Genomic DNA, 22,943 nt, shown 5'->3' on the forward strand with positions numbered 1-22,943 from the left:
CATGCCGGGCTGTCCTAGAGATCCTATAAATATAAGAAAGGCGCTCTCGTTATGAACATTTTCCCTTCGCTGTGGGCGCGGGTATTCGTCGCCGCCCTGGCGGTTACCGCGGTCCCTGCAAGCTTTGCCAAAACCCCGGCCGATCAACTGATCGTCGGCATGAGCATGATCAACTTGTTGTCCCTGGACCCGGCTGCCGCTACCGGGCTGGACGTCTCGGAGATCAACGCCAACCTCTATGACATGCTGCTGGTGCAAGATGTCGCGCAGCCGGATCGCCTGGTGCCGGCGCTGGCCGAGCGCTGGCAGGTCAGTGATGACCGCAAGACCCTGACCTTCAACCTGCGTGACGGGGTGAAGTTCCAGTCCGGCAATGCCTTGAGTGCCGAAGACGTTGCCTGGTCGCTGCAGCGGGTGCTCAAACTCAACCTCGCGCTGGCCTCGACCTGGAAGGCCTACGGTTTCACCGCCGACAACGTCGAACGCTATATGCGCGCCACGGATGCCTCGACCTTCGTGATCGAACTGCCACGGCCAACCGATCCGCTGCTGGTGCTGAACACCCTGGCGACCTCGCCGAGTGCGTTCATTCTCGATCGCAAAAAAGTCCTCGAGCACCAGAAAAACGATGACATGGGCGCCGCCTGGCTGGTGACGCACGCGGCCGGCAGTGGTGCCTTCGTGCTTAATGACTGGCGCGCCAACGACGTGATCCTGATGAATCGTTTCGATGGCTACTGGGCTGGCCCGGCCAAACTCAAGCGTATTGTCATGCGCAACATGACCGAATCGCAGTCGTTGCGCCTGATGATCGAGCGTGGTGACCTGGACATCGCCAAAGGCATGTCCGCGCCGGATATCGAAGCCCTGCAGAAAAGCGACAAGGTGCGCACCCAGACCCTGCAGCGCGGCACCCTCTATTACGTCGCGCTGAGTGTGAAGCAGCCGATGTTCGCCGACGCCCGGGTGCGCAAGGCTGTGCGTTCGCTGATCGACTACCAGGGCATCAACCACACGGTGATGCCGCATTACGGTGTGATCAACCAGCGGCCGTTGCCCCTGGGCCTGCCCGCACGCCTGCCGGACCCGGGCTACACGCTCAACGTCGAGCAAGCCAAGGCCTGGCTGGCCGAGGCCGGTTATCCAAACGGTTTCAAGACCACCATCCGTGTACTGGCCGAACCGCCGTTCATCAACATTGCCTCCAACCTGCAGTCGACGCTGGCCCAGGCCGGCATCCAGGCCAGCATCATCACCGGCACCGGTAACCAGATCTACGGTGCCATGCGCGAGCGCACCTTCGACATCATCGTCGGGCGCGGCGGTGGCGGGGCGGAGCGCCATCCGCATTCGAGCCTGCGCACGCTGGTGTACAACCCGGATAATCGCGATGAAGCCAAGCTGACCAACTTCCAGGGCTGGCGCACCGCGTTCTACAGCCCTGAGCTGAACCAACTGATCGAGCGTGCGGAAGTCGAGCCTGACAGTGGCAAGCAGTTGGCCCAGTACCGGGAAATCCAGGAGCAGGTCGATCAACAGGTCGGGGCTATCTTGCCCGTCTCGCAGATGACCGACACCGTGGTGGTGTATGCCGATGTGGCTGACTTCCAGGGCCATACGGCTGCGACCACGCGCTACAAAGACGTCTACAAGAAGCGCTGAACACCGCGCGGGGCAAGCCTCGCGCCTCTGCTGCAGCGGTGACCGATTTATCAGGAGCTCACTATGTTTGTTATGACTGCCTCTGTCATGGGCGCTCGCGCTTCCAATACGCTGCGGCGCGCCAGCACGGTGCTGGTGACGCTGCTTGGCCTGTTGGCCCTGACCTTTATCATCGGCCGCGTCATGCCGCTGGACCCGGTGCTCGCAGTGGTCGGGCCGGACGCGGACAGTTCCACTTATGACCAGGTGTACCGGTCGATGGGGCTGGACAAGCCGATCTGGACCCAATTCGGCCTGTACCTCAACGACCTGCTCCACGGCGACTTTGGCAACGCGCTGCTGACCGGCCACCCAGTGCTCGATGACATCCTCCGGGTGTTCCCGGCAACCATCGAACTGGCAACCCTGGCGATTTTGTTCGGCATAGTGATCGGCCTGCCGCTCGGCGTGTGTGCTGCCAGCAATCAGGGGCGGCTCGGCGATCACGTGGCACGGGTGATCACCTTGTTTGGTTACTCCACGCCGATTTTCTGGCTGGGCATGATGGGCCTGCTGGTGTTCTACGCATGGCTTGGCTGGGCCGGCGGAGCAGGGCGCATCGACCTGGCGTATGACGGCATGGTCCCGGAAGTCACCGGTTTGCTGCTGATTGACTCGACCCTGGCGCGCGACTGGGATGCCTTTGCCAGCGCCTTGCGCCACATCGTATTGCCGGCGCTGATTCTCGGCCTGAACTCAGTGGCTTATATCAGCCGGATGACCCGCAGCTTCATGCTCGAGCAACTGTCCCAGGAATACATCATCACTGCGCGGGTCAAGGGGCTTTCCCGGCGCCAAGTGGTATGGGGTCACGCCTTTCGCAACATCCTCGTGCAACTGCTGACCGTCGTCGCACTGGCCTACGGCTCATTGCTGGAGGGCGCGGTGCTGATCGAAACCGTGTTTGCCTGGCCGGGTTTCGGCCAATACCTGACGAGCAGCCTGATGCTCGGCGACATGAACGCAGTGATGGGTTGCGTGCTGGTGATCGGCTTGATTTTTGTCGCGCTCAACCTGATCAGCGATGCCTTGTACAAGGTGTTCGACCCCCGCACCCGCTGAGCCGTATCGCTGTTGCAGGACCGATAAAACTATAAAAACAAGGATTTTTAAATGAACGCTGCCTTTTCAACCCTGCACCTGAGCCTGCTGACTGCCGTCCTGTCCCTGGGGACGATGGCCATGGCTCACGCCAAGACCCCGGCCGACCAATTGATCGTCGGCATGAGCATGGTCAACCTGTTCTCCATCGACCCGGCCAATGCCCCGGGCCTGGACGCTTCCGGCGTTAACGCCAACCTGTATGACACGCTGATCAAGCGTGACCAGGGCAACCCGGAAAAACACCTGCCGCAGTTGGCCGAACGCTGGGAGATCAGCGAAGACGGCAAGCAGGTGACATTCCATCTGCGCCAGGACGTGAAGTTCCATTCCGGCAACCCGTTGACCGCCGAGGACGTGGCGTGGTCGCTGTACCGCGTGATGAAACTCAACTTCGGCCTGGCCACCACCTGGAAAGCCTATGGCTACAGCGTCGAGAATATCCAGACGCTGATCCGCGCCACCGACGCCCACACACTGGTGGTCGACTTGCCGCAAATCATGGACCCGCTGTTGCTGGTGGACTCCCTGGCGATCTCGCCAAGTGCGGTGGTGGTGGATCGCAAGACCGCCTTGGCGCATGAAAAGAACGGCGACCTGGGCGCCGGTTGGCTGGTCACCAATGAGGCTGGCAGCGGCCCTTTTGTGCTGACCAAATGGAGCGCCAACGACTCGCTGCTGCTGACCCGTTTTGACGGTTACTGGGGCGGGGCGGCCAAGCTCAAGCGTGTGGTGGTGCGGCACATGACCGAGTCGCAGTCGCTGCGCCTGATGCTTGAGCGCGGCGACCTTGACCTGGCGTATGGCATGGCGGCGCCGGACATTCGCGCCATCGACGGTTCGGAAAAACTCCAGGTGCAATCGTTGCCGCGCGGCACGATGTACTACGTCGCCATGAGCATGAAACAACCCGAATTCGCCAAGCCCAAGGTGCGTGAGGCCGTGCGCAACCTGATCGACTACAAGGGCCTGGACACCCAGGTAATGCCGTATTACGGCAAGCTCAACCAGCAACCGATGCAGTTGGGGCTGGAGGCGCGCCTGCCAGATCCGGGCTATCACATGGACGTGGCCCAGGCGAAAAAACTGCTTGCCGAAGCCGGCTACCCCGAGGGTTTCAACACCACCATCCGTACGCTATCCGAACCGCCGTTCATTGACATTGCCGCGCGCCTGCAAGCGACGCTCGCTGAAGGCGGGATCAAGGCCAGCATCGTCACCGGCACCGGCAACCAGGTGTACGGCGCAATGCGTGCGCGCAATTTCGAAATCATCGTTGCGCGGGGCGCCGAGCGGTATCCGCATCCGTATTTCAGCCTGCGCACGTTTGCCTACAACCCCAACAACAGCGATGACGCCGGCTTGCCGAACTTCCAGGGTTGGCGTGCCTCGTTCTTCAGCCCGCCGCTCAACAGCCTGATCGACAAGGCCGGCGTGGAGCGCGACGCGGCGCAACGGATCAGCCTGTATCACCAGGCGCAGAAACTCTACGACCAGCAAGTGGGGCCGATCCTGATGGTTTCGCAGATGACCGACACCGTGGTCAGCGCTGCCGACGTCAAGGGGTTCACCGGTGACGATGCCGAGGCCACCCGCTACCTGGGCGTCTACAAGCAGCGTTGAGTGAGGCCAGGCCTGCCTGGCAAACCTGAATTCACACAGAGAAGATGCTTATGAATGCCAATCTGTCTTCGATCGAATCCACGGCGAAGCGGCCGGTGGAACAGTCCCCTGGGTCCAGCTTTGATGCCTTGTGCAAAAGCGGCCTGCGGATTTTGCGCCACCTGTTGCGTAACCCGATGACGCTGGCCGGCTTGCTGGTTGCGCTGCTGCTGGTGGTAGTAGCGACGTTTGCGCCGTGGATCGCCACCCATGACCCGGTCGCGCAAAACCTGGCCAACGCGCTGCAGGCGCCGGGTTCGGCGCACTGGTTCGGTACCGATGAATACGGCCGCGATATTTTCAGCCGGTTGGTCTACGGCTCGCGGATCACGCTGTACATCATTGCCTTGGTCACCGTGATCGTCGGCCCGATCGGGCTGTTTATCGGCACCGTGTCGGGCTACTTCGGCGGTGTGGTCGACACCGTATTCATGCGCTTGACCGACATCTTCATCTCGTTCCCGAGCCTGGTGCTGGCGCTGGCGTTTATCGCTGCCCTGGGCCCGGGCCTCGAGCACGCGGTGGTGGCGATTGCCCTGACGTCCTGGCCGCCGATTGCGCGGCTGGCGCGGGCCGAAACCCTGTCCCTGCGCAACGCTGATTTTGTCGTTGCGGTGGAACTGCAAGGCGCGTCGCCAGCGCGGATCATCCTGCGCCATATCGTGCCGATGTGTTTGTCCTCGGTGATCATCCGCCTGACCATGAACATGGCCGGCATCATCCTCACGGCCGCGGCCCTGGGCTTTCTCGGCCTGGGCGCCCAGGCGCCGCTGCCGGAATGGGGCGCAATGATTTCTACCGGGCGGCGCTACATGCTCGAATGCTGGTGGCTGGTGGCAGTACCGGGCGCGGCGATCATGTTGGTCAGCCTGGCCTTCAACCTGTTGGGCGATGGCCTGCGGGACATCCTTGATCCGCGCAGCGAATAATTGGAGGAACACCTTATGTCCGCCATCAAACTGAATGTCGAAGGGCTTAACGTGCGCTTCGTCAATGGCCAAAAAGAAACCCACGCGGTGCGCGATGTGTCCTTCACCCTGGGGCGCGAAAAACTCGCAATTGTCGGTGAGTCCGGCTCAGGCAAATCCACCGTCGGGCGCAGCCTGCTCAAACTGCACCCGCCGAGTGCGCGGATTACCGCCAAGACCATGGCGTTTGGCGAGGTAGACCTGCTCTCGGCGAGTGAAAAGGCCATGCAGAAAATTCGCGGCCAGCGCATCTCGATGATCATGCAAGACCCCAAGTACTCGTTGAACCCGGTGGTCAAGGTGGGCGACCAGATTGCCGAGGCCTACCTGGCCCATCACAAGGCCAGCCGCAGCGATGCCCGCGAGCGGGTGTTGCAGATGCTCGAACAGGTGCACATCCGTGACCCCAAGCGCGTCTACAACCTGTACCCCCACGAAGTGTCCGGGGGCATGGGCCAACGCATCATGATCGCAATGATGGTGATCACCCGTCCCGAGGTGATCATTGCCGACGAGCCCACCTCGGCGCTGGATGTCTCGGTGCGCCAGCAAGTGCTCAATGTGCTGGAAGAGTTGGTGGAGCAGCAGCAGATGGGGCTGATCTTTGTCAGCCACGACCTCAACCTGGTGCGTAACTACTGTGACCGCGTGCTGGTGATGTATGCCGGGCGGGTGGTGGAGTCCCTTGCCGCCTGCGACCTGCAATACGCCGAGCATCCCTATACCCGTGGCCTGCTGGCCGCGCTGCCGAGCATGGATAACCGCCGCGTGCACCTGCCGGTGCTCAAGCGCGATCCCGTCTGGCTGACCCACTGAGGAACCGAGCATGCCCATGATCCAAGCACACGCCTTGAACCTGAGCTTCGGCACAGGCCTTGCCATCAACCAGGTGCTGCACGATGTCAGCCTCAGCGTGGCCGACGGCGAATCGTTCGGCCTGGTGGGGGAGTCCGGCTCGGGCAAGACCACCGTGCTGCGTTGCCTGGCCGGGCAATACCGGCACTGGAGCGGTGAGCTGAGCATTGCCGGCGCACCGCTGCAGCACAAGATTCCCAAGGAGCACTTTCGCAAGGTGCAGATGGTGTTCCAGGACCCGTACGGCTCGCTGCACCCCCGGCACACGATTGACACTGCCTTGCGTGAGCCACTGATTATTCACGGGGTAGGGGACAAGGATGACCGGATCAACGAGATCCTGCTCAAGGTCGGCCTCAATGACAGTTTTCGCTTTCGCTATCCGCACCAGCTGTCCGGCGGCCAGCGCCAGCGCGTCGCCATCGCGCGGGCATTGATCCTCGAGCCGCGTGTGCTGTTGCTGGATGAGCCTACCTCGGCGCTGGATGTCTCGGTGCAGGCCGAAATCCTCAACCTGCTGATGGACCTGCGCCAGCGCGAGAAACTTACCTACTTGCTGGTCACCCACGACCTGGGCGTGGTCACGCATTTGTGCGACCGGGTGGCGGTGATGCAGCAGGGCAAGATCGTCGAATTGCTCGACAGCCAGTCGCTGAGCCAGGACCTGGCGGTGCACGATTACACGCGAATGCTGGTGCAGGCCAGTCGTGACTTCAGCCAAGAGTCTGAACGCCGCAGAGTGGGTTGAATCACATAGTCATCGTATGACTCTGTGGCGGGGTCTACGCTGCAGAGTATGAAAAAATGGATTTAACCCAATATTCATTGGGATTAAATCCGATAATCCAGTAAAGCTGTTTTGTGGGTAGCTTTGATCTATTCTTAGTTGTACGATGACGTACCTCTCAAGGTATTCCATTCAATTTTCGATTTGAGGTTTGCGAACATGACGCCACAAGAACTAAAAACAGTCCTGTCTTCCGGCTTGCTTTCGTTCCCCGTTACAGACTTTGACGCCGCCGGCGACTTCCGCGCCGACACCTATGCACGCCGCCTGGAGTGGCTGGCACCCTACGGCGCCAGTGCGCTGTTCGCCGCCGGCGGGACCGGGGAATTCTTCTCCCTGGAAGCCACGGAATACACGCAGATCATCAAGACCGCCGTGGACACCTGCAAAGGTCAGGTGCCGATCCTGGCAGGCGCCGGCGGCCCTACACGGCAAGCCATCGCTTACGCCCAAGAGGCCGAACGCCTTGGTGCCGCCGGTATTCTGCTGATGCCGCATTACCTCACCGAAGCCAGCCAGAAAGGCCTGGTGGCCCACGTTGAGCAAGTGTGCAATTCGGTCGACTTCGGCGTGGTGGTGTACAACCGCAACCTGTGCCGCCTCAACGCCGACAGCCTGGAACAACTGGCCGAACGTTGCCCGAACCTGATCGGCTTCAAGGACGGCATTGGTGAAGTCGAATCGATGGTCAGCATCCGTCGCCGCCTGGGTGATCGCCTGACCTACCTCGGCGGTCTGCCGACCGCAGAAGTGTATGCCGCTGCCTACAAAGCCCTTGGCGTGCCGGTGTACTCCTCGGCGGTGTTCAACTTCATCCCGAAAACCGCGATGGATTTCTACCGGGCCGTGGCTGCCGATGACCACGCCACCGTAGGCCGCTTGATCGATGATTTCTTCCTGCCGTACCTGGCGATTCGCAACCGTTGCGAAGGCTATGGCGTGAGTATCGTCAAGGCCGGTGCGCGCCTGGTGGGCCATGACGCAGGCCCGGTACGTGCACCGTTGACCGACCTGCTGCCGGATGAAGTTGAGCAACTGGCCGTGTTGATCAAGTCCCTCGGCGCTCAGTAACGCGCCGGTTTGCGGCGCCGGGGTGGCGCCGCTTGCTTAAAGCCGGGCTGTCGGCGTAACGCCGCCCGGTGTGATCACAGGCAAAAACAAGGAGAACAATATGCCGTATCAAACCTCTAGAACGCGCACTGCGCGCCTTGCGCTGACGCTGCTCGGGCTGGGTTGCAGCCCACTGTCGTGGGCCCTGCAGGCCCCATCGAAAGTGCAGGTGCCGACCCTGGCCTTTGATGATCAGCAAATCATTCTGGTCTGGGAAAAACCCGCCGATCACGCCGACATCAAGGACTACCGGGTGTACGCCAACGGCAAGTTGTTGGGCAGCAGCAACGCCAACAACGACCTGGTGTCGCCAGCCAAACCCTACATCGACCATTTCTACCAGCAGGACACGGCGAACTTTCACCATCGCATCGGCATTCACAGCTACACCGCACAAGGTCTCAAACCAGATACTGCGTACCGCTTCACCGTGCGCGCGGTGGATGGCAACGGTAAAGAATCGGCCGACAGCGCCCCCGTGTTGCAACGCACCACCAAGGTCCCGGCGCTGTTCGACGTGAAAAAATACGGCGCCAAGGGCGATGGCAGCCATCTCGATACCCTGGCAATCCAGAACGCCATCGATGCCTGCACCGTCGGCTGCAAAGTCTTGCTGCCCAAAGGCATCTACAAAAGCGGCGCGCTGTACCTCAAGAGCAACATGACCCTGGAGATCGCCGAAGGCGCGACCCTGCTTGGCTCTGAGCGCGCCGAAGATTACCCGCTGGCGGGCTACATCCAATACCCGTATTCCACCACGGTACGCCCGGCCTCGCTGATCAACGCGTTGCCGCGCGATCCGCGTGAGCATCAGGCATTTGAAAACATCCGCATCGTCGGTAAGGGCACCCTGGACGGCAATGGCTGGAAGCGCAAAGCCGATGTCATCGATGAGCGGGGCCAGCCGTTGCCGTTCTATCTGCCCAGCGACAATACCCGCTACCTGCAGGACGACATTCTGGCCAAGGCCCAGGTGGAGCAGGCCGTGGCGCGCGGCATGAACGTCAAGGACGCATACGGCCAGATGCGCTCCTCGCTGATCACCCTGCGCAACGTCAAGCACGTGTTCTACGGCGGTTTTACCGTATTGAACCCGGCGTTCCACGGGATCATGAACCTTGAGACCGAAAACGTGGTGCTGGCCAACACCACCCACAAGACCTACGACGCCAACAACGGCGATGGCATCGAATTCGCCAACAGCAAGGGCGCGATGGTCTTCAACAACTTCTTCGACACCGGCGATGACTGCGTCAATTTCGCCGCAGGCACCGGTGCCGACGCGGTGAACCAGCCGCCCCAGGAAGATGCGTGGATCTTCAACAACTACTTCCGCAAGGGCCACGGCATGGTGGTTGCCGGCAGCCACACCGGTGCGTGGATCCAGAACATCCTCGCCGAAGACAACGTGTCTGACGGCACCGACGCCGGGCTACGCATGAAAAGCACCAACTTCATGGGCGGCGGCGCGCGCAACGTAACATTCCGCGACTCGGCCATTCGCAACACGCTCAAGCAGGCGTTCATTTTTACCCTGGATTACAACGACCCGAACGCCAAACTCGATTACCAGCGCTCAACGATTGCGGGGCAGTTCAAGGACATCCGGGTGAGCAATGTGAGCGTCGAGAATGCCCAGGGCAGTGCGATCGAGGTCAAGGGTGACAGCCAGCACAACGCCTATCACCAGGGGCTGATTTTCCAGGACGTACGTTTTCGAGGCGCCGCCGGAGCGCGCATCGACGGCCTGAAGGATTCACGCTTCGAACGCGTGGTGTTCAGCGAGCATGGCAACGCCAATCCCTGGCAGGTCACCGGCAGCTCGGGGTTGAGCTTCAAGGATGTTCAGCCATCGCCGAATTGAGTGAGGAGTGGGCGAGGGCGGGGGTTGGTGTTTTCGGTCCAGCCCTTGCCGGGTGTTTGTTAAAAGGTCAGTAGGTTGGTCAGGCAAGGCGTTGCACAGCCTGCCTGACGGCGCCTAAAGACTCTCAGGATCGCCAAAAAACATTTCGACTTGGCTCTACGCTAGTAGTTTCAGCTTGAAAAACTCGAATTATTCCCTCAGTAGCGGGAGGAGGGCCGCAAGGCAAGCAGAGGTAGTGCATCAGCTTCTCGCATGAAGTTGTGGTTAGGGTTGGGTAGCTGTCAAGTTATGCCATCGATCAAAATATGTCGTTGCCCCCGACTGCATTGCTCAATCCGCGCCTCAACCTGGTACACCTCGCGCAGCATGTGTTCGGTGATCACCTCATGACTCACGCCGCTGCCCTGCGCAGTGCCGTCGGCAATCACCAATACCTGGTCGGCAAAGCGCAACGCCTGGTTCAGGTCATGAAGGGCAATAAACACGACAACCTGCTGTTTGCGGGCCAGTGCGCGCATGAAGTTCAACACTTGAACCTGACGATGCATATCGAGGGCGCTGGTGGGCTCGTCCATCAGCAGGATTTCCGGCTCGCGCACCAGTGTCTGGGCGATTGACACCAGTTGCTGCTGGCCGCCGCTGAGTTCGCCGAGGTTGCGAAAGGACAGGTCGCTGATGCCAAGGGCGGCGAGCATTTCGTCCACCAGGTTCAGCTCGTCATCGTGCACGGTCCATTGCGGCGACAGTTGCTTGCGGGCCAGCAGCACCGATTCGTAGACCGTCAACCGCGCACTCGCATTCAAGCCCTGGGGCATGTAGCAGATGCCCTGTTGGCCCTTTTTCGAGTCTTGCAGCAGCACCTGCCCCGGCCCGTCGATCAGCCCGGCCATGCGCTTGAACAGGGTGGACTTGCCCGCTGCATTGGGCCCCACCACTGCGACCACCTGGCCGCCGGTGAACGCGGCGGTGGTCACGCCACGGATGATCGTGCGTTGGCCGTAGCGGGCACCCAGGTCTTGCAGCTGAATCTTCACCATGTGTTTTTCTTCCCGTTGAGGATCAGCGATATGAAAAACGGCACGCCGATCAACGACGTGACCACCCCGATCGGGAAGATCGCCCCCGGGATCAGGGTTTTGCTCACCACCGAACTGGCGGACAGAATGAGCGCGCCGGTCAGCAGCGAGGCCGGCAGGAAGAAGCGTTGATCCTCGCCGATCAACATCCGCGCAATATGCGGGCCGACCAGCCCGATAAAGCCGATGGTGCCGACAAAGGCCACGGGGAACGAGGCGAGCAGGCTGACCATGATCAGCGTCTGAAAGCGCAGGCTGCGCACGTTGATACCGAAGCTGGCGGCCTTGTCGTCACCCAGTCGCAGCGCGGTCAGGGCCCAGGCGCGTTTGGCAAAGATCGGCAGGGTGATCACGATAATCAGGCAGATCACCCCCAGTTTGGGCCAGGTGGCTTTGGTCAGGCTGCCCATGGTCCAGAACACCACGGCCGCAACGGCTTGCTCGGTGGCAAAAAACTGCACCAGCGCCAATAACGCGTTGAATGTGAACACCAGGGCGATCCCCAGCAGCACGATGGTTTCTGCGGTAACCCCGCGCCGCAGGCTCAGGAAGTGAATCAGCAACGCCGACAGCATGGCCATGATGAACGCGTTCACCGGCACCATGTACTGCGCCGCCAACGGAAACAGCGCCACCCCAAACGCCAGCCCCATGGCTGCGCCAAAACTGGCGGCGGCGGAAATGCCCAGGGTGAAGGGGCTGGCCAGCGGGTTATTGAGGATGGTCTGCATCTGCGCCCCGGCCAATGACAACGCCGCGCCCACGGCAACCGCCATCAGCGCGATCGGCAGGCGGATGTCCCACATCACCACGCGAACCTGCGCCGGTGCACTGTCCGGTGCAAAGAGTGCACCGAGCACGTCGCGCACGCTGTAACTGGCCGGGCCCAGGGCCAGGTCGAGCAGCACACTGCAAAACAGCAGCAGGGCCAAGCCACCGAGGATCAAGCGTTTGCGCAGCACCAGGCGCCGATAGGTGTCGCGTTGAATCACCGCGCTCATGGCTTGAGGCTCACGAAGTAGCCCGGCTCGTAGGGCACCGGCAGGAATCGCTGATGCAGCTCGCGAAACGCGGCTTCAGGGTCCAGGTCGGTAAACAGTGTCGGATGAAACCACTTGGCCAATTGCTGGATGGCCACGAACTGATAAGGGCTGTTGTAGAACTGATGCCAGATCGCATGGAACGCCTGGTCATCCTGCGCCTTGATCCCGGCATAGGCCGGGCGCCCGGTGTACCAGGCCAGTTTGCGCCGGGCTTGCGCCATGTCGGCGCCGGGGCCCACACCGACCCAGTGGCCACCAGGGGCAAAGGCTTCCCAGTTGGCACTGGTGATCACCACCTGTTCCGGGTTGGCCACAACCACCTGCTCGGGATTCAGTTGGCCAAACGTGCTGGGGATGATGTTTCGGGCAATATTATTGCCACCGGCCATGTCGACGAACAGGCCAAAGTTTTCATTGCCGAAACTCAGGCAGCAATCGTCGGTGTAGCCACCGATGCGCTCGATGAACACGCTGGGGCGCGAAGGGTGCTGCGCGTTGATCACGTCGGTGACGCGGCGGATCTGCTGGTTGCGAAACTCGATAAAGGCTTCGGCACGCGCCTCTTTGCCGAACAACTGGCCGAACAGGCGCATGGTGGGTTCGGTGTTCTGCATCGGGTGGTTGCGAAAGTCGACGTACACCACCGGGATCCCCAGCGCGTCGAGCTTTTCGATATAGCGGGCATCCTCGGTTGCGTGCTGGGCCTCGATATTGAGGATGATCACGTCGGGGTGTTGGGAGATGGCTTGCTCGATATCGAAGGTGCCGTCTTCAAAGCCGCCAAAGGTAGGGATTTTGGCGATGTCAGGGAATTTGCGCAGGTATGCGCCGTAGGTGTCCGGGTCGGATTGGATCAAGTCCTTGCGCCAGCCAACGATGCGCTCGATGGGGTTCTGCGTATCCAGCGCGGCCACCAGGTACAACTGACGGCCTTCCCCCAGAATTACCCGCCTGACCGGCAGGTGCACCTTGACCTGTCGCCCGAGCAAGTCGGTGACGGTGGTGCGCGTCGGCTCCGGCTCGGCCGCCGTTGACGGCAGTGCCCAGCTTAACAAACCTGCAAACAGCAGCCCGGCGAAGGCGTGGCTGCGTCGAACAATGGTCACCATGGTTAAAGCCTTTACAGTGGTCGGGCCGCAGGGCGGGTGCGTTCGCCGTGCCGGGCCGAAGGTTTCAGAAATCGACCGTGGTCGACAGTAGAAGGGTGCGTGGCGAGCCTTGGGAAAACGCCCCATACGAGGCGACGCCCGACCAATACTCGCGGTCGAACACGTTCTGTACCGTGGCGCGGAAAGTCGTCGGCCGCTGGGCGATGCGCGTGCTGTAGCGCACACCCACGTCGAAGCGGGTCCAGGGGTCCAGTTGCTGGGTGTTGGCCTGGTTCACGTATTGGCTGGCCGTGTACAGGGCGCCGCCGGTCAGCGTCAGCCCCTCGACCCAGGGCACGTCCCACTCGGCCCAGAGGTTGGCTTGAACCTTGGGCACCCCCACCGGCGTGTTGCCTCGGTTGGCCGCAACCGCGCTTTTGGTCAGTTGCGCATCCAGCAGCGTCACGCCGCCGAGCAGGCGCGTGCCTCGGCCAGCCTCGCCGGATACGTTCAGCTCCAGGCCCCGGTTGCGCTGTTCGCCTTGTACCGCAAAGGTGGTGCCTGCGAGTTCGCCGCTGGGTTTGGTGATCTGGAACAGCGCGAGGGTGGACATGACCGTGCCGTAGTCGAGCTTGAGCCCCACCTCATGCTGGCGCGAGACGTAGGGGGCGAAGATCTGGCCCGCATTCGAGGCCGTTGCGGGGGCGATATCGCCTTTGCTCAAGCCTTCGAGGTAGTTGTAGTAGAGCGCCACATGCTCACGGGGCCTGACCACGACCCCGAACAGCGGCGTGGTCTTGCCGTCGTCGTACGCCGTAGTCACCGCGCCTGCTGCGTTGTAGTTGTTGGACCGTATGTTCTGTTTGCGCAGGCCGGCAGTCACCTGCAGGCGCTGGTCCAGCATCGACACGGTGTCGGCCACCGCGACGCCTGACAATTCGGTCGCCGAGACTTTTGGCGTGGCAGGTGCGGCAATGTCAGCCTCGGGTTGCTCCACCGGGTGGTAAATGTTCGACAGGATCGGCGCGCCGGAACGGATACCGCGTGACAACTCATCGCGATAGCGCGTGACTTGCAGCGTGGTGCTGTGGCTGATCGGCCCGGTGTCGAAGCGCAGCCGGGCACCGGTGTCGACCGTGTAGCGCCGGACCTTGAATTGGTAATAGCCGGGGGTCGACGAGGTGTCACCGGCGGTATTGATGATGGTCGGGGTCTGGTCGGACAGGCGTGCCACGTTGGATTTCCCGCCGCCGGCATGGGCGAACAGGGTCAGTGCGTCGCTCACGTCATATTCGCCGCCCAGCAATGCCGATTGGTCGCGGGTCTTGGACCAGCCCCACTCCTGGCTGACGTTGGTACGCCCGTTGGCGGCGTGCGGAACCGGCACGCCGGGAGCGATCAAAAATGGCCGTGACGCCGCGTCAAATTGCTCTTGCTGGGCAATCAGGTCGAGGCTGGTGCGCAGCCGATCGCCCTGGTAATCCAGGGCGATGGCACTCACACCGACCTCCCGCGATTGTTTGTCGATCACGGTGTCACCCTGCTGCACACGGCCATTGACCCGCACGCCGAAGCGGCGGTCCTCGCCAAACCGCCGACTCAGGTCGACGTGGGTGCCCAGTTGCAGGTCCTGGGCGTAGCTGGCAGTGACGCGGGTCAGGTCTTCGTCCAGGGAGCGCTTGGGGACCACGTTGATCACGCCGCCGACTGCGCTGTTGGGGGACATGCCGTAGAGGAGCGCGCCGGGGCCTTTGACCACTTCGATGCGCTCGGCGTAGTCGGTGAACACCCGGTAGTTGGAGGCCACGCCATACACGCCGTCGAACGCCAGCTCCCCGAGGTTGCCTTCGCCCACCGGAAAACCACGGATAAAGAATGAATCGACGATCCCCCCCGTCTGGCCGGTGGAGCGCACTGAGGAGTCGCGCTCCAGCACGTCGCCCACGGTGGTCGCCTGCTGGTCTTTGATCAGTGACGCGGTATAGGTGCTGATGCTGAAGGGCGCGTCCATCACATCCGTATTGCCGAGCAGGCCCAGGCGCCCGCCCTCAGCCACCTGGCCGCCCGGATACTCCGGCGGCAGGCTATCGGTATGTTTTTGCGGCGCATCCACCGTGGTGGCTGCCAGCGTTACCCTGCGCAGGACCAGGGTATAGCTGCCATCGCTGCGCAACACCATCTCCAGGCCACTGCCTTCGAGCAACCGCGTGACGGCCTCCTGCGTCGAGTAAGTCCCGCGCAGTTCAGGGCTGGTCAGCCCTTGCGTGATCGACGGCTCGAACGCCAGGGCAATGCCGGCGTCCACGGCAAAGCTTGAGAGCGTCGCGCCGAGCGGGCCGGGGGCAATGTGGTAGGCCTGCAACGCGACCGAGTCCAATTGGGCCGGCACCCCCGCCAGGGCCGACGGGCACACGGCACCGGCCAGCAGCAGGCTGAGCACTGCGCCGCGCACCATCGGTTTGAACGGACGAGCCGGACGCAGGGGCCGTGCTACGAGCATGAATGGATGACCCAATGGACAAGAGGAAAAGGCTATTCCCGTGTTAGCCAGCCGAGATCGAAAAAAGTATCACCCGGGCCACAGTTTTTTTGCGCGGGATCAGGCGGGCGAGAGCGTGACCCAATAACCGTGCAAATGCCGGTTGGCCAACACGGGGTAGGTGTGTACCAGCATGCTCAAGGTGCGATCGGTATCACTGATCGGATAAGCCCCGGAAATGCGCAGGTCGGCGATGGCGGGATCACAGCGCAGGAAGCCTCTGCGGTAGCGCGCAAGTTCTGCGACGAAATCCGCCAGGCGCATCTTGTCGGCCATCAACATGCCTTGGGCCCATGCGCCGAGGGTTCGATCGGTCGGCGTCAGGTCACCAAAGGTCTGTGAGGAGAAGTCTGTGCGCTGCCCGGCGTTGACGATCAGCGGCGGCGTCTGGCGGCTCTCGGCCAATTTCACGCTCACCGCGCCGTCGAGTACCGCGAGGTGCGTGCGCGAGTTCACTTCGCGCACGGTAAAGCGGGTGCCCAGCGCCTGCATGTGCCCCTGGAGGGTGCTGATCAGGAAAGGCCGGGGCAGGGGGGCGGTGTCCACGGCGGTCTGCACCAGGATTTCACCTTCGCGCAGGTGAATGAGCCGTTGGCGGTCGTCGAACATCACGTCGATGGCGGTATCGGTGTTCAGAGTGAGGTGCGAGCCGTCGGCCAGGGTCAGTTCGCGGCGTTGGCCAACGTCGGTGCGGTAGTCCGCAGACCATTGCTGCGACTGCGCCAGCTTCCAGCTTCCCCAGCCCGCCGGCATCAGCGTCAGCAGGATCGCCAGCTTGCCCAACGCAGCACGGCGTTCCGGGCTGTTCGGCCGGTCCAGTGCCGACATCGCCAGGGAGGGCGGCAGCCCGCCGAACTTGCTCTGCAGCAATTGCGCCCGCGACCAGGCGCGATCACGCTCCGGGCTGCTGACCTTCCAGCGCTCCCATTCGGCACGTTCGTGCTCGCTCAGTTCGCGCTCGCTCAAGCGCATCAGCCACTCGGCGGCTTCTTCGAGTACCTGAGGGTCCAGTGGCGGTTCCTTGCGCAGACCGAGCATTCACTCCACCAGCATCAGGCACTGGACGAAGGCCTGTTTCATGTAGCGCTTGACGGTGATCAGCGATACACCCAACTGCTCGGCGATGTCGTCGTACTTGAGGCCATTGATCTGCGACAGCAGGAAGGCGCGTTTGACCAGCGGCGCCAGGGTATCGAGCATGGCGTCGATTTCGTGCAGGGTTTCCAGCACCAGGAAATGCGCCTCGGGCGACGGCGCTTCGTGGGTGGGCACGTTCGCCAGTGCATCCAGGTAGGCGCGCTCCAGTGCCTTGCGCTGGTACCAGTTGATCAGAATGCCCTTGGCCACGCAGCTCAAGTACGCCCGTGGCTGGTCGATCACCGTGACTTGTGAGGCCAGGATGCGGGTGAAGGTGTCCTGCGCCAGGTCCGCCGCATCCATGGCGTTTCCCAGTTTTCTCTTCAGCGTGGCGTACAGCCAGCCGTGATGCCCGCTGTACAGGGCCTCGATGGCGCGCAGGTGATTGAGGTGATTCGCGGAAGAGGTTTCGCTCATGGCGGCAGATTTGTTTGTAATTGAGAAGTATTCCCAATGCTAGTTGACAAACCGACTTGAGCGCAAGCGTGATCGTGTCCCGTGATCAGGCGTGTGACATGCGTATCAAGGCGTCAACCAGCGCGTCGATTTCAGCTTCGGTGTTGTAAGCGTGAACCGACGCACGGCTGACTTCAAGCAAGCCCCGATGCTGCATGTCGAGTAGGGTCGAGCCCGCCGTCGAGGTGCTCACGTTGATGCGCTTGGGTTGCGCTGCGAGCCACTGCTGCACCCGTGGGGCGCTGTTGTGCCGATGACTGAAGGTGACGATGCCGGACTTTACACGGCCCAGGTCTTGCGGTTCGAGAGCCGCCACCGCGGTCAGCCGATGGCGTAAGTAGCCCGCCAGGTGCTGGATGCGCTGCCACATCGGTTCAATGCCTTGCGCCAATGCGTACTCCACCGCTGCCCCCAGGCCCAGTTTGGCCGCGACGTTGCATTCCCAATTTTCAAAACGTCGCGCATCCTCGCGAATTTTAAAGCTATGCGCCGTGAGCAAGGAGGCCGCATGCAGGTCAAGAAACACCGGCTCCAGGCGTTGGCACAGGGACTGTTCGACATACAGAAACCCCATGCCCCTGGGCCCGCGCAGGTATTTTCGACTGGTGGCGGTGAGCATATGGCAGCCGATTTTTTGCACATCGATCGGCACCTGCCCCACCCCCTGGCAAGCGTCCAGCAGGAACCACACACCCGCCGCCCGGGCGAGGGCCCCGATCTGCTCGACGGGTTGCACAGGCCCGCCGTTAGTGGCGATCATCGGCAGCGATACCAGGGTGACGCGCTCGTCCTCAAGCAGGGTCGCCAAGGCCGCGAGGCACACCTGGCCGTGTTCATCGTTGGGAATGATGCGGATCTCGATCCCGCGCTGTTGCCTCAGTTGCAGGTACGGGATGTAGTTACCGGCGTATTCGGTCATGGATGTCAGCACGGCGTCGCCGGGCTTCAGCGCCAGTGAATAGAAGGCCATGTCCCAGGCACGGGTGGCGTTTTCGACCACCGCTATTTCATTGGGGCGCGCATTGATCAGGCGCCCAATGGCGGCGTAGACATTCTCCAGTTCTGGCGCGCATTGGGCGGCCGCTTCATACCCGCCGAGGCGGGCCTCCTGCTGCAGGTGCCCGGTGATGACCTGGACCACCGGCTCAGGCATCAGCGCCGCACCGGCATTATTGAAATGGAGCAGATGCTCGACACCCGGTGTGTCGGCACGCAGTTGTTCGATGTTCAAACCATTACCCCTTGTTCAGTCGCTGCCCGCAACGCGATTGGAGGGTTCGCACACCGACCAGTACCGCAACGCGAGCATGGGAATCAGCGCCACTGCATAGGCCAGGCACACGAAAAGATAGGCGTATTGCAGGCCGTAGACCTGGCTCAGCAAGCCACCGATGGAGATGCCGGCAATCGAGGCGAACTGCGCAGTACTTTGAGCAATACCCAGTACGTAGCCTTGTCGCGAGCTGTCGGCGGTTTTCGAGACCAATGCCATCAGCACGGGCGTGGTCGCCCCCAGCAGTACCCCCCAAATGAAGTAGGCGACGATAAATACCACGGGGCTGCGCGTTACGCCCGCCACTGCGGTCAGGGCGATGCAGCCCATGACGATATACGTGATGCGTTGCAGCGTTTCTGCCTGGGAGCGATGCTCAAAGTAGCGTGACCACGCTGTTGCCGACAGGATAAAGCCCAGCGCCAGCAACCCGTAGCACAGGCCGACGACTGAGTTGCTGACCTCGAACGTCGTGCTCACGTACAGCGAGAACGACGTCTGCGGCAGCATGCGCGCCAGCAGCAAGATCCCCATGACGCACAGCAGTGACAGCAGCGGAGAGCTGCGCCATACGCTGGCGGTGCCTGCGGCCGGCGTGCGGGTAGTCACCGTCGGTTTTTTTTGTACTGGCGGCACATCCGGCAACGTCAGGGCAGCGATTACGGTACAGACTGCACAGAGCACCGAGGCGACGATGTTGATCCAGAAAAACGTCGCGTAATCGAGGATCATGCCGCCAACAACCGCGCCCAGCAGTGAGCCGACATTGGTCGATATCTGCAGGATCGCAAATAACCGGGCCCGCCGCGACGGGGCTTCGATACTCACCCCGTACGCCTGCGCCGGGGCTATATAGCCTGCAAAGGCGCCCTGCAGAAAACGCAGGACCAGGATTACCCAGATGTCACTGAAAAACGCCAGCCCGAGCTGGGTCAGGGATAATCCCGCGAGTGCGCGGATCATCATTAATTTGTGGCCGTAGCGATCGCCGATACGGCCCCAGAATGCGCTGGTCAGCATGATGCCCAGCATCGGCCCGACGTACACGGCGATGCTGGCGAAGCTGAATACCGACTCCGAAGAGGCCAGCCCGCGCAGGTGCACGGGCCAGAACGGCCCGCTCATTTCCATCGCGCCCATGGAGACCAGTTGGATCGCGAACAGAAGATAAATGAGGATTCTCACACTCGAACCCTGGATGGCACCTGCTTGGGACATGAGACGGCCTCGGTAATTAAACGGCAGCTAGCGGGTTGGTCAGCGTGTGCTGCAAACGGTAGTTGGAATACTGCATCAGATGCATACGCAGCAACGAACGGGTAGGCCATGGATCCTCAACAAAGGCCTGGCGCTCGACTTCCCACACCTGCGGCGCGACCCGCTCGCGCACGGCAGCAAAGGCATTTTCGGTTTCCTCGCGCAATATTGCCCACAAGCGTGTGTTGTCCATGGCGTACTCCTTGGTCAGCCACAGGGCCATTTCATGCAAGTGTGTGAGGAACGCGGCGTCCAGTACAAACGTGCGTACCGGCTCGATATCGCCAGTAAAGACCGTAGGCAGAATGCCAGGCTGCACGTGCGGCTGTAACGTATAACCGCGTTCTTCCAGCAGCGGGGCGTAGGTTCTGCCATCGCCAAAATCGCGGATCAGCAGGCTGCGCGGCAAGCCATCGGGTGAGAACAGCACCATGGTGTTCTGCTGGTGCGCTTCGAGCCCGATACCGTACAACAGATAGATCGCCACCACAGGTTGAGTGACGACTTTGGCATACTGGCGAAACCACTGTTCGACGCTGGCGGCGTCGGCACGCACCCCGTCGCGCTCGATCAGGTCGGTAAACAGTGGCCGACCGCTGCCCGGCAAGCGGGTGAACAACGAGGCCACAGTGATCGGCAGGCGATCATCGCTGCGTTCGAACGCTTGCCGACTGGCACGAAACACCACGGACAAGTGTTTTCCCGGAACGTCATCCTGGGTGATCGCGTGTCGGTAGCGCACGCCGATTTCTTCCGGGAAAATTTCCAGTTGCTGGTCGAAACCATTTTCGGCTTCCAGGATTTGCGTGATTACCGTGCTGATACGCGGCCCCATATGGATCGACTTGGCTTGCAGGCTGCGTAACTCGCTGGTCATCCACAACGCGATGGGCAATTTGATCAGCGGCGCAGCAGGGTCCAGCACCGGCATCATTGTGCGGTATGACATGGTCGGCAGCGTCTGGATATCCGGGCCATCGGTGATCAGCAGGCCTTCTTCGATTTCCGCAGCAAATGTCTTGAGCACATACGCCTGCAAATGCCAGGCATGAATCGGCAGCGGCAGCCATTGCGTTTCATCCAGGCCCTTGGCGTTAAGCGCCGCCTTCCAATGCTCCCAATATGCCGGGAAGTTGCTGGCGAACCAGGCTTGGTAGCTGGTCACGTGAGGCATGCTTTCGCTTTTGGCCATGTCGGCACGCAAGGCGGCGATCCGCAGGGCAACCTGCGCGTTGAACTCCGGGGACAGCTGTTCGACTTCAGCGTCATTCAGCCCAGGGCGGGCTTTCCAGGTCGGGTAGTAGGGGTGGCCTTCCAGCGAGCCCCACTGATCCAGCAAGATCGCGGCGTCCTTGGTGCTCGAGTGCCGGCGCAAGTAATCGGTGAGGCTGGTGAGCCCCTGATCTTGAGCGGCCTGAGCCAGCCGGGCGTTCCAGTGTTGGCGATACTGGCGTGCATGGGCGTCGTTCAGCAGGCTGTTTTCCATGTCCGATTTGAGACCGGCCACGCCTTCGTCGCTGGGCTCGAAGTCGAAACTGTCGCGCAGTACATCCAGCAAGTCCTGATGGCGGGAGATCACCTGGCGCACGCCTTCGGCCGTCAGCAGCACCACGTCGCCCTCATTGACCAGCGTATCAGCCGGGCCCAGCGTAATCTCGGAGAAAAAAAGCCGCGCGCCGCTCTGCTTGAGCGGGTAGGTGGCCTGATGGCCGTCTTGGGTAAACGCCAGCGCCGAACGATCCAGGATATTTTCCGCAAACAAGCAACGAATCAGCCGGCGCAGGGCGTTCTTGCGGGAGTAGGCGATCAAGGTGTTGAGGTCATCCATATCAGCTATCTGCTCGTTGAGTCATTGATTAAAAGGTTATGCCGTGCGAGGCCATTGGCTCGGGAAGTAATCCAGCGCCGAGTCGCGCAGGCCTTGCATATAGGCAACGCTCCAGTGCAGGACTTCTTCGATATAGGGCACTTTCAGCTCAAACCGCCTGGCCATTTCCACCAGCAGCACCAGGCCATAGGCGACGTCTTCGTTGAACGCACGGCTCTCACGCTCGATCACATACCCGGCGCGGTTATCACCAGCCGGCACCATGGGCGCGAGGATGTCGTTGTAGGCCTGGTTGGTGCGCAGAATGGACAGCATGCTGCTCTGGTCGCGAATCTGATCGCCGTACGCTTCCACGATTTCCTGTTTCAAGGATTTGACGGACGACAGGTCGACGCCCATGCGCTCACTGATGACCGCACACAGTGCCTGGCTTTCCTGATCCATGCGTTCCAGGAAGTAGGCGCCCAGTTCGGGGCACTCCGTCCACCAGCTCAGGCGCTGCGGAAAGATCTTGCGGTGCCATTGTCCGTAGGGGCCGATCAACCCGTAGATCACCGAGCTGTGCATGATCGGGTTACCGGGCGTCAGAGTGATCTCCAGGTAGTGATCGAGCAGCGTGACGCAAGGGCCGTAGAGCCGTGCGAGGATGTCGTGCAGGTGCTGGCGCGATGCCTGGGATTCGCGGGCATGGGTCGCGACATACAGCTGGCTTTTGCCGCCGCCCATTTTTATCGACCGGCCGGGCTTGAGTTCAAAGGCGGTATGAGGCACGTCCTTCATGCCCCAGATCACCAGGTTCGGATGGTTTGCCAGTGTGGCCTCGGCCAGCCAGTCGAACCCGCAGAAGCCCGGAATCGCACCGATGTACACTGGTTTGCGGGTGCTCAAATGCGGCGCGATGGCTTGCAGGGTTTTAGCGCGGGCATGGGCTGGCACCGTGATGATGACGATATCGGCGTCTTCCACGGCGGGCCTGGCCTCAGCGGTCACCCGGTCCAGTCGGGCATTCAGTGTGGAACCGTCCGGCAGCAGGGCCTGGAGCGGTACCTGCCGGGCGTGGTGATCGACGACTTCCAGGTTGCTGGTCAGCAGCGAAACCTGGACGTCGGGCAGTTGCTTGAACAGGATTGCGTTGAGATGACCGGTTCGGCCACCGCCGCAAATGGCGACTTTCAGCGGTTTCATTTAGAGGCAGTCC

Annotated in this window: 18 protein-coding genes; 8 read left to right on the top strand and 10 right to left on the bottom strand. The window is 61.6% G+C overall.

The genetic code is table 11. From position 1 onward, the window contains the following. Positions 1 to 51: 51 nt before the first annotated feature. From CXQ82_RS14110 to CXQ82_RS14145, 8 genes are all read left to right on the top strand, one after another. Positions 52 to 1,662 (top strand): ABC transporter substrate-binding protein, encoded by a 1,611-nt coding sequence (locus CXQ82_RS14110; RefSeq protein WP_101269950.1) that lies wholly within the window; start codon positions 52 to 54, stop codon positions 1,660 to 1,662. A gap of 87 nt (positions 1,663 to 1,749) precedes the next feature. Continuing rightward, positions 1,750 to 2,763, top strand: coding sequence for an ABC transporter permease (locus tag CXQ82_RS14115; RefSeq protein WP_371917360.1), 1,014 nt, complete (start codon positions 1,750 to 1,752; stop codon positions 2,761 to 2,763). 51 nt (positions 2,764 to 2,814) lie between these two features. Then, a complete protein-coding gene (locus tag CXQ82_RS14120) occupies positions 2,815 to 4,425 on the top strand; it encodes an ABC transporter substrate-binding protein (RefSeq protein ID WP_101269954.1) in 1,611 nt (536 codons plus the stop codon). Between the two features lie 50 nt (positions 4,426 to 4,475). After that, positions 4,476 to 5,393: an ABC transporter permease gene (locus tag CXQ82_RS14125; protein ID WP_101269956.1), complete on the top strand. Its 918-nt coding sequence runs from the start codon at positions 4,476 to 4,478 to the stop codon at positions 5,391 to 5,393. Between the two features lie 15 nt (positions 5,394 to 5,408). Beyond that, positions 5,409 to 6,248 (top strand): ABC transporter ATP-binding protein, encoded by an 840-nt coding sequence (locus CXQ82_RS14130; RefSeq protein WP_101269958.1) that lies wholly within the window; start codon positions 5,409 to 5,411, stop codon positions 6,246 to 6,248. Between the two features lie 10 nt (positions 6,249 to 6,258). Further along, entirely contained in the window at positions 6,259 to 7,035 is a 777-nt protein-coding gene (locus CXQ82_RS14135) for an ABC transporter ATP-binding protein (protein ID WP_101269960.1), read from the top strand. A 198-nt stretch (positions 7,036 to 7,233) separates the two neighbouring features. Further along, positions 7,234 to 8,145: a 5-dehydro-4-deoxyglucarate dehydratase gene (kdgD, locus tag CXQ82_RS14140; protein WP_101269962.1), complete on the top strand. Its 912-nt coding sequence runs from the start codon at positions 7,234 to 7,236 to the stop codon at positions 8,143 to 8,145. Between the two features lie 100 nt (positions 8,146 to 8,245). Further along, a complete protein-coding gene (locus CXQ82_RS14145; protein ID WP_101269964.1) occupies positions 8,246 to 10,048 on the top strand; it encodes a glycosyl hydrolase family 28 protein in 1,803 nt (600 codons plus the stop codon). Between the two features lie 281 nt (positions 10,049 to 10,329). Here the strand turns inward: CXQ82_RS14145 and CXQ82_RS14150 are convergent, their stop codons facing one another. From CXQ82_RS14150 to CXQ82_RS14195, 10 genes are all read right to left on the bottom strand, one after another. Further along, the gene (locus tag CXQ82_RS14150; protein ID WP_101269966.1) at positions 10,330 to 11,085 is read right to left on the bottom strand and encodes an ABC transporter ATP-binding protein; all 756 of its coding nucleotides are present in this window, start codon (positions 11,083 to 11,085) and stop codon (positions 10,330 to 10,332) included. Beyond that, the gene (locus tag CXQ82_RS14155; protein ID WP_101269968.1) at positions 11,079 to 12,125 is read right to left on the bottom strand and encodes an iron ABC transporter permease; all 1,047 of its coding nucleotides are present in this window, start codon (positions 12,123 to 12,125) and stop codon (positions 11,079 to 11,081) included. The genes CXQ82_RS14150 and CXQ82_RS14155 overlap by 7 nt, the downstream gene beginning before the upstream one ends. Continuing rightward, positions 12,122 to 13,276 carry an ABC transporter substrate-binding protein gene (locus CXQ82_RS14160; protein WP_101269970.1) on the bottom strand — a complete coding sequence of 385 codons (1,155 nt, stop codon included), beginning with the start codon at positions 13,274 to 13,276 and terminating at the stop codon, positions 12,122 to 12,124. The genes CXQ82_RS14155 and CXQ82_RS14160 overlap by 4 nt, the downstream gene beginning before the upstream one ends. 64 nt (positions 13,277 to 13,340) lie before the next feature. Beyond that, a complete protein-coding gene (locus CXQ82_RS14165) occupies positions 13,341 to 15,755 on the bottom strand; it encodes a TonB-dependent receptor (RefSeq protein ID WP_101269972.1) in 2,415 nt (804 codons plus the stop codon). A gap of 99 nt (positions 15,756 to 15,854) precedes the next feature. Further along, positions 15,855 to 16,832: a FecR domain-containing protein gene (locus CXQ82_RS14170; RefSeq protein WP_101269974.1), complete on the bottom strand. Its 978-nt coding sequence runs from the start codon at positions 16,830 to 16,832 to the stop codon at positions 15,855 to 15,857. Continuing rightward, positions 16,833 to 17,348, bottom strand: coding sequence for a sigma-70 family RNA polymerase sigma factor (locus CXQ82_RS14175; protein ID WP_101269976.1), 516 nt, complete (start codon positions 17,346 to 17,348; stop codon positions 16,833 to 16,835). 85 nt (positions 17,349 to 17,433) lie between these two features. Beyond that, positions 17,434 to 18,618, bottom strand: coding sequence for an aminotransferase class V-fold PLP-dependent enzyme (locus tag CXQ82_RS14180; protein WP_101269978.1), 1,185 nt, complete (start codon positions 18,616 to 18,618; stop codon positions 17,434 to 17,436). Between the two features lie 15 nt (positions 18,619 to 18,633). Further along, positions 18,634 to 19,878, bottom strand: coding sequence for an MFS transporter (locus CXQ82_RS14185; protein ID WP_101269980.1), 1,245 nt, complete (start codon positions 19,876 to 19,878; stop codon positions 18,634 to 18,636). Between the two features lie 16 nt (positions 19,879 to 19,894). After that, on the bottom strand, positions 19,895 to 21,745 hold the full coding sequence (locus tag CXQ82_RS14190; RefSeq protein WP_101269982.1) for an IucA/IucC family siderophore biosynthesis protein: 1,851 nt from the start codon (positions 21,743 to 21,745) through the stop codon (positions 19,895 to 19,897). A 36-nt stretch (positions 21,746 to 21,781) separates the two neighbouring features. Continuing rightward, entirely contained in the window at positions 21,782 to 22,930 is a 1,149-nt protein-coding gene (locus CXQ82_RS14195) for an NAD/NADP-dependent octopine/nopaline dehydrogenase family protein (protein WP_101269984.1), read from the bottom strand. Positions 22,931 to 22,943: the final 13 nt, after the last annotated feature.

It is taken from the genome of Pseudomonas sp. S09G 359, from assembly GCF_002843605.1.
Lineage (GTDB): Bacteria > Pseudomonadota > Gammaproteobacteria > Pseudomonadales > Pseudomonadaceae > Aquipseudomonas.

What these genes read in the sequence shown, in the direction of transcription:
- CXQ82_RS14190 (WP_101269982.1), bottom strand. Translation starts at nt 21,745, where the DNA reads ATGGATGACCTCAACACCTTGATCGCCTACTCCCGCAAGAACGCCCTG.
- CXQ82_RS14195 (WP_101269984.1), bottom strand. Translation starts at nt 22,930, where the DNA reads ATGAAACCGCTGAAAGTCGCCATTTGCGGCGGTGGCCGAACCGGTCAT.
- CXQ82_RS14130 (WP_101269958.1), top strand. Translation starts at nt 5,409, where the DNA reads ATGTCCGCCATCAAACTGAATGTCGAAGGGCTTAACGTGCGCTTCGTC.
- CXQ82_RS14175 (WP_101269976.1), bottom strand. Translation starts at nt 17,348, where the DNA reads ATGAGCGAAACCTCTTCCGCGAATCACCTCAATCACCTGCGCGCCATC.
- CXQ82_RS14110 (WP_101269950.1), top strand. Translation starts at nt 52, where the DNA reads ATGAACATTTTCCCTTCGCTGTGGGCGCGGGTATTCGTCGCCGCCCTG.
- CXQ82_RS14160 (WP_101269970.1), bottom strand. Translation starts at nt 13,276, where the DNA reads ATGGTGACCATTGTTCGACGCAGCCACGCCTTCGCCGGGCTGCTGTTT.
- CXQ82_RS14145 (WP_101269964.1), top strand. Translation starts at nt 8,246, where the DNA reads ATGCCGTATCAAACCTCTAGAACGCGCACTGCGCGCCTTGCGCTGACG.
- CXQ82_RS14170 (WP_101269974.1), bottom strand. Translation starts at nt 16,832, where the DNA reads ATGCTCGGTCTGCGCAAGGAACCGCCACTGGACCCTCAGGTACTCGAA.
- CXQ82_RS14115 (WP_371917360.1), top strand. Translation starts at nt 1,750, where the DNA reads ATGGGCGCTCGCGCTTCCAATACGCTGCGGCGCGCCAGCACGGTGCTG.
- CXQ82_RS14185 (WP_101269980.1), bottom strand. Translation starts at nt 19,878, where the DNA reads ATGTCCCAAGCAGGTGCCATCCAGGGTTCGAGTGTGAGAATCCTCATT.
- CXQ82_RS14155 (WP_101269968.1), bottom strand. Translation starts at nt 12,125, where the DNA reads ATGAGCGCGGTGATTCAACGCGACACCTATCGGCGCCTGGTGCTGCGC.
- CXQ82_RS14150 (WP_101269966.1), bottom strand. Translation starts at nt 11,085, where the DNA reads ATGGTGAAGATTCAGCTGCAAGACCTGGGTGCCCGCTACGGCCAACGC.
- CXQ82_RS14135 (WP_101269960.1), top strand. Translation starts at nt 6,259, where the DNA reads ATGCCCATGATCCAAGCACACGCCTTGAACCTGAGCTTCGGCACAGGC.
- CXQ82_RS14125 (WP_101269956.1), top strand. Translation starts at nt 4,476, where the DNA reads ATGAATGCCAATCTGTCTTCGATCGAATCCACGGCGAAGCGGCCGGTG.
- CXQ82_RS14165 (WP_101269972.1), bottom strand. Translation starts at nt 15,755, where the DNA reads ATGCTCGTAGCACGGCCCCTGCGTCCGGCTCGTCCGTTCAAACCGATG.
- CXQ82_RS14120 (WP_101269954.1), top strand. Translation starts at nt 2,815, where the DNA reads ATGAACGCTGCCTTTTCAACCCTGCACCTGAGCCTGCTGACTGCCGTC.
- kdgD (WP_101269962.1), top strand. Translation starts at nt 7,234, where the DNA reads ATGACGCCACAAGAACTAAAAACAGTCCTGTCTTCCGGCTTGCTTTCG.